At 39.5% G+C, this 6,605-nt stretch carries 7 protein-coding genes; 6 read left to right on the top strand and 1 reads right to left on the bottom strand.

The window, feature by feature from the left end:
- Together AAAY30_RS08080 and AAAY30_RS08075 are read left to right on the top strand one after the other, a co-directional pair.
- Nucleotides 1-285: hypothetical protein (locus AAAY30_RS08080; RefSeq protein WP_499222353.1), on the top strand; the 285-nt coding region annotated here is incomplete at its 5' end.
- Nucleotides 228-1,706 carry a uracil-xanthine permease family protein gene (locus tag AAAY30_RS08075; RefSeq protein WP_301954637.1) on the top strand — a complete coding sequence of 493 codons (1,479 nt, stop codon included), beginning with the start codon at nucleotides 228-230 and terminating at the stop codon, nucleotides 1,704-1,706. The genes AAAY30_RS08080 and AAAY30_RS08075, both read left to right, overlap by 58 nt.
- A 304-nt stretch (nucleotides 1,707-2,010) precedes the next feature.
- Here AAAY30_RS08075 and AAAY30_RS08070 read toward each other — a convergent pair whose 3' ends face one another.
- Nucleotides 2,011-2,637 (bottom strand): superoxide dismutase, encoded by a 627-nt coding sequence (locus AAAY30_RS08070; RefSeq protein ID WP_499215761.1) that lies wholly within the window; start codon nucleotides 2,635-2,637, stop codon nucleotides 2,011-2,013.
- 218 nt (nucleotides 2,638-2,855) lie between these two features.
- Between AAAY30_RS08070 and trxA the strand changes: the two genes are divergently transcribed.
- From trxA to AAAY30_RS08050, 4 genes are read left to right on the top strand one after another with little or no spacing between them, the layout of a single operon-like run.
- The gene (gene trxA, locus AAAY30_RS08065; RefSeq protein WP_186935507.1) at nucleotides 2,856-3,176 is read left to right on the top strand and encodes a thioredoxin; all 321 of its coding nucleotides are present in this window, start codon (nucleotides 2,856-2,858) and stop codon (nucleotides 3,174-3,176) included.
- Nucleotides 3,176-4,093 carry a DMT family transporter gene (locus tag AAAY30_RS08060; protein ID WP_252558582.1) on the top strand — a complete coding sequence of 306 codons (918 nt, stop codon included), beginning with the start codon at nucleotides 3,176-3,178 and terminating at the stop codon, nucleotides 4,091-4,093. Before trxA ends, AAAY30_RS08060 begins: the two co-directional genes overlap by 1 nt.
- Nucleotides 4,090-4,761: an HAD family hydrolase gene (locus AAAY30_RS08055; RefSeq protein WP_249376982.1), complete on the top strand. Its 672-nt coding sequence runs from the start codon at nucleotides 4,090-4,092 to the stop codon at nucleotides 4,759-4,761. Before AAAY30_RS08060 ends, AAAY30_RS08055 begins: the two co-directional genes overlap by 4 nt.
- Before the next feature lie 56 nt (nucleotides 4,762-4,817).
- Nucleotides 4,818-6,263 (top strand): alanine/glycine:cation symporter family protein, encoded by a 1,446-nt coding sequence (locus AAAY30_RS08050; protein WP_499222354.1) that lies wholly within the window; start codon nucleotides 4,818-4,820, stop codon nucleotides 6,261-6,263.
- Nucleotides 6,264-6,605: the final 342 nt, after the last annotated feature.

The following is a 6,605-nucleotide window of genomic DNA, read 5'->3' as shown; positions in this document are numbered from 1 at the left end:
CCGATCTCTTTGAAAAGGTTGACCAAACTTTTCAAATTATTTAGTCACAACAGTTTGATAAGTTATTCATTAATCATTATTTTAATTATTTATTTAATTATCAAATTAAAATGCATTATTTTATGTAATAATAAAAATATATTGCTTTTATTATTTCAAGACAGTATAATTAAAAAGAATGGGGTTTTTACGGATAAAAACTCAAAAAAAGAGAAAGAGGAATTAAAATGGATAAAAACAATGGCGCAATCTATGATGCCCGCAAACTTGGCAAACCAAAGATGATAATCCTTGGTATTCAACATATGTTTGCAATGTTCGGCGCAACAATTCTTGTTCCGATTATCACAGGACTTGACATCTCGACTACCTTGCTTATGGCAGGACTCGGTACTCTGTTGTTTCACTGCATAACAAAGTTTAAAGTACCTGCTTTTCTCGGTTCTTCATTTGCTTTTCTTGGCGGTTATGCCGCTATCAAAGCGCTTGCACCCGATGACCCTAACAGTATGTTGCCGTATGCTTGCCTCGGTGTAGCGTGTGCAGGTTTGGTTTATTTCATTCTTGCCGCAATTATCAAAGCTGTCGGCATTGAAAAAGTTATGAGATTTTTCCCTCCTGTTGTTACAGGTCCAATCATTATTGCTATTGGTCTTGGACTTGCTCCGTCTGCCGTTTCAAACTGTACGACTAACTGGCTGCTTGCCTTCGTTGCTCTCGCCGCAATTGTTATATTTAACATATGGGGCAAGGGAATGGCAAAAATCATTCCGATTATTCTCGGATTGCTTATTTCTTACGGTGTAGGACTTGTCCTTTACTTTATTTCGCAGGCAAACCCTGACCTTATTCAGAATGTACCGTGGTTATTCTCAGGCGGTGCAGACGCAAACGGTGTTTATCAGCCTATTTTCGATTTCACAAGTGTAAACACAATTTGCGATAATATTGCTAAGGGCAATATTTTTGGCAGTGAAGGTCTTATCGGTATTCCGATTCATTGGGAGCAAACCGTATTCGGCGGTATCGACTATTCTAACACCGCTCTTATCGCATCATCAATTATTGCCATTGTTCCAATCGCTTTTGCCACAATGATGGAGCATATCGGTGACATTTGTGCTATCAGTTCAACAACAGGCAACAATTATATTCAGGATCCGGGTCTTCACAGAACTCTTACCGGTGACGGTTTAGCAACAACTGTTGCTTCACTTTTTGGCGGCCCTGCAAACACAACATATGGCGAAAATACAGGCGTACTTGCACTTACAAAGGTTTATGACCCACGAGTAATCAGAATTGCCGCTTTCTTTGCTGTAGGTGTATCATTCTTCCCGATTGTATCTGCAATTATCGGTTCAATTCCAAGCTGTATTATCGGCGGTATTTCATTCGTACTTTACGGTATGATTTCTGCAATCGGTGTAAGAAATGTTGTGGAAAATAAGGTTGACTTTACAAAAAGCCGTAACCTTATTGTTGCCGCTGTAATCCTTGTATGTGCCCTCGGACTTTCAAGCGACACAGTAAGTTTTGCAATCGGCAGTGCAACAATTACACTTTCACCGCTTGCCGTTGCATCAATCGCAGGTATTGTCCTCAATGCGATTTTCCCCGGTAAGGATTATAAATTTAATACTGCAAATGCCTCCGACGCCGCTAACTTTGAAAAAGAAGTTGAGCCGAAAGAGAAGAAAAAGTAAATTTATATTTAAAACCGAGTGCTGTTAATTCAACACTCGGTTTTTTGCTTTTTATCAAAAGTTTGGGTAAATTTATGCTTTAGCAAAATAATTTTGCCAAGTATTATAAAAGTTTGGTCAACCTTTAAAAAGTCTTGACCTAAATTTTAAATTTATTACACTAAACCGTGAGCTAAACAACGATTTATCCTAATTCATAATTAAAGAACCTTTTTATTATCCACAATATTCAGAAGATAATCTTCTGAATATATTACTCAAATTATAATAAATATAAAATTTCAACACTCACCACACAAAAATGTTAAAAACTTTTCTGGTTGCAAAGTCGTTTTTCTGCCATTGCCCAATTTACTGCTTTTACAAAATTCTCGATATAGGCTTTGCGGTCGTTGTAGTGCTTTAGGTAGTATGCGTGTTCCCAAACATCAATATTAAGTATCGGTATAAATCCTCTGCAAAGCGGTGTATCCTGATTTTTGGTAGTTGTAATTTTCAGTTTTTTGCCGTCATATACAAGCCACGCATATCCCGAGCCAAAGACAGACATTGCCGCATCGGTAAACTCATTTTTGAAATTTTCAAAACTAGTGAAACTTTCGCTCATTTTTCTGTGCAGAGCACCACGCTCAAGCCCGTGGCAATCGGGGCTCATACCGTTAAAATAAAATCTGTGATTATATACGCCGCCCGCATTGTTTATAACATCTCTGCGTTTTTCCTCGGGAATACGGCAGGGATTTTTTAATATTTCCTGCAAACTTAATTTTTGAAGCTGTCTGCATTCGCTCATCAGCAAATTTAACTTGTCAATATATGCTTGCAGGTGTCTGTCGTGATGCAAAATCATTGTTTTTTCATCAATGTACGGCTCAAGCGCATTGTATGGATAGCGCAACGGCGTGTTTACAAACGGGTATTTATTGTCCATAGCAAATCATCCTTTCAGATTATTTTATGCCTCAGCATTGCCATAGTTACCGGTTGAGTATGCAAAAATGATTTTTTATTCATATAATTGAATTTATGAAATGTAAAAAAAGTTGAAAAACGGCGTATGTTCTGTTATAATGTAAAATAGCAGTAAATTTTTTTATTTTATTGATAATGAGTTTATATGTGATAATAATAAAAGCAGGAGGTATTGCTATGGTTAAAGAAATTGTTGCAGAAGAATTTGAATCCGAAGTTCTTGGCGCAGATGTGCCTGTGCTTGTTGATTTTTGGGCAGAGTGGTGCAGTCCTTGCAGAATGATGGGTCCTGTTTTTAAGGAGCTCTCTACAGAGATTGGCTCACAGATGAAATTTTTTAAGCTTAATGTAGAAACCGAGCGTCAGGTTGCCGATTACTACGGTGTTATGAGTATTCCTACACTTATCCTTTTTAAAGACGGTGAAGAAGTGCTCAGACTTACGGGCCTTCGCAAAAAAGAAGCTATGCTTGAAGAATTAAAGCCTTATTTAAGCTGATGAGCATAAAAAATTACAAGGTAGCCGCTGCACTTGCAATATTTTGCACTTTGCTTTGGGGTACTGCGTTTCCTTTTATAAAAGTAGGCTATGCGCAGTTTGGCATAGAGGGAAACGACATAGGCTCAAAGCTGCTTTTTGCAGGTGCAAGGTTTACCCTTGCAGGAATAATGGTGCTTTTCATTTTTTTAGTCAAGAACAAGCACTTGCCTAAAATTGAGAAAAACGGCATTATGCCTGTTATGCTGCTCGGTTCGGTGCAGACTTTCGGGCAGTATATTTTTACATATATCGGCATAGGATTTACAAGCGGTGCCAACACCTCGGTTATAACCGCCTGTGCAACTTTTTTTACCGTGCTTTTTGCTCCGCTGTTTTTTAAGTCGGACAAACTGAACATTTGTAAAATAATCGGTTGCGTGCTCGGCTTTTGCGGAGTTTTGTGTGTAAACAGCGGCGGCGGAGTGACTGTCGACACGCTGTTCGGCGATTTTATGATATTAATGTCAACTTTGTCGGCGGCCGCGGGTAATTTTATTTCTAAGGGAATAGTCCGTGACCGAGAACCGATTTCGGTCACGGGATTTCAATTGCTGTTCGGCGGAATACTGCTTTTAATTGCGGGTTTTGTTACAGGCGGAAAACTTGATTTTTCAAGCATAAAAGCATTGCTTGTGCTTTTGTGGCTTGCTTTTGTATCTGCCGCCGCATTCGCAATCTGGACGGCTTTGCTAAAACATCACCCTGCAAGCAGAATTTGCGTTTTCAATTTGCTTGTGCCTGTGTTCGGCACTTTGCTTTCCGGCATTATGCTGGGCGAAAGTGTTTTTGGCATAGAAACAATTGTATCGGTAGTATTGATTTGCGCAGGTATATTTATATCTAATATGCAGATAAAAAAGAGGTGTGAGCGGTGAAAATTCAAGGTGTAATATCTGATATGGACGGAGTTATTCTCGACTCCGAAAAACTTTATGTTCGCTTTTGGTGCGAGGCAGGAAGATTTTACGGATTTCCTATGGAAGAAAAACACGCTTTGTCAATAAGGAGTATGGCTCGGCCGCTTGCCTCGGCTAAGCTCAAGGGAATATTCGGCGACGGTTTCGATTATGAGGCTGTGCGCTCAAAAAGAGTTGAGCTTATGGACAACTATGTTGAGAAAAACGGTATTGAAGTTAAGAGCGGCGCAAAAGAATTGCTTTCTTTTCTGAAAGAAAACGGCTATAAAGTCGCTCTTGCAACGGCAACTCCTCCGCAGAGGGCAGAGAGATACCTTAAGGCACATGATTTATATAAATATTTTGATGTTACGGTGAGTGCGTCAATGGTAAGCGTTGGCAAGCCTGCACCCGACATCTACCTCAAGGCGGCGGAAATGCTCGGACTTTCTCCGCAAAATTGCGTTGCGCTTGAGGATTCTCCAAACGGCATTAAATCGGCAAGCTCGGCAGGCTGTGTAACAGTAATGGTGCCTGACCTTGACAAGCCGAGTAATGATATAATTCCGCTTTTGCACGGTGTTGCAGACGGACTAAGTGATGTGAAAAGGATTTTGAGGGAGCTTGAGGATTGTAATATACAGTAACCTTGAGCAATTGAGCAAAAAAGAAGAAGGGATTGAACTCGATGGATTTTCTACAAATGCTGAATGACTTTTTTACAAAGTTTGACAACATTTTATGGGGCGTGCCAATGATAGTAATTTTGCTTGGCGCACACATTTATATGACCGTCAGAACAAAGTTTGTTCAGCGCAAAACATTTAAAGCGATTAAACTTTCTGTTACAAAAGACCCTGATTCAGACGGCGACATCAGTCCGTTTCAGGCGCTCACTACAGCACTTGCCTCTACAATAGGTACAGGTAATATTATCGGCGTAGGTACGGCTATTGCGCTTGGCGGTGCAGGTGCGGTGCTGTGGTGTTGGATTTCAGGCGTGTTTGGTATTGCCACAAAGTATGCGGAGTCGCTTATTGCGGTGAAATACCGTGTAAAAACTCGAGACGGTAAAATGCGCGGCGGCGCAATGTATGCTATTGAAAACGGCGTATCAAAGAAAACAGGAATTAACTTTAAGTGGGTAGCCGTATTGTTTGCGGTATTTGCGTTGTTTGCTTCATTCGGCGTTGGCTGCGGTGTTCAAACAAATGCGATTGCAAAGATTATGGATACAACCTTTAATCCTGACAAAACATATATGCTCCACTTCTTCGGAATGGATATTTCGACTGTTGCGCTTATTTCGGGTGTTGTAATTGCAATTTGCGTTGCTCTTGTTATTTTCGGCGGTATTAAGTCTATTTCAAGAGTATGCGAAAAACTCGTACCTCTTATGGCAATACTCTATGTTATCGGTTGTATCATTATTTTATCAATTAACTTTGATGTGCTTTGGCAGACAGTTACACTTATTTGCGAGTCGGCTTTCAGCTTTAAGGCATTAGGCGGCGGACTTGCGGGTACAGGCATTATGCTTGCGGCTCGTTACGGTGTTGCAAGAGGCCTTTTCAGCAACGAATCAGGTATGGGTTCTGCTCCGATTGTTGCATCTGCAGCCCAGTCAAGAAACTCGGTTCGTCAGGCGCTTATTTCATCGACAGGTACATTTTGGGATACTGTTGTTGTATGCCTTATGACAGGTCTTGTAATTGTAAGTTCATGTATTAAGAACCCGAACATTGATACAGCTTCGGTTGAGGGCGGCGAACTTACATCTGCCGCATTTGCACAGATTCCGTACATAGGCACACCGATTCTTGTTGTCGGTATCGTATTGTTTGCATTTTCAACAATTCTCGGTTGGAGTTACTATGCCGAGAGCTGTGTTGATTATCTTTTCGGCCCAAATGGAATTATCCCTTACAAGGTGCTGTTTATAGTTATTCTTCTTATTGCTCCGATTACATCTCTTGATATTGTATGGACAATGTCAGATATTTTTAACGCTCTTATGACATTGCCGAATATATTTGCAATGGTGGTGCTCGCACCTGTTATTACAAAGGAAACAAATTATTATCTCTACGGCAACAGACTTGATGAGTACGATAAAACTCCTGTTCCGTTTGTTAAAAGAAGAAAGTAAAATTTTGCCCGACTTTAGCATAAAACTAAGGTCGGGCTTTTGCTTTGAAGATATAAAATTACATTGAGAGTTTTATAATCAAACAGCTTAAATCAATAAAAAATATATGAACCTTTAGCAAAAAATTCGTTTTTGCAAAGGAAGTGTTTGTTTTTGCTTGTAAACCAAGTGAGTGTTGTTATTTTCCGAAATCATAACATATGGAATTATATTATTTTTAATCATATAATGTGTTCATAATAGAACCTCCTTTATTTGATGATTTAATTATAAAGGAAATTTTTTGTAAACAGAACAACACAAACGGTAAAAAATGTAGGAATCAAAATATAAAATAAGCAG

This window comes from Ruminococcoides bili (assembly GCF_040093295.1).
Taxonomy (GTDB): Bacteria; Bacillota; Clostridia; order Oscillospirales; family Acutalibacteraceae; genus Ruminococcoides; species Ruminococcoides intestinale_A.
Note: the sequence above shows the minus strand (reverse complement) of the source record. Positions and strands in the feature narration are given on the sequence as shown.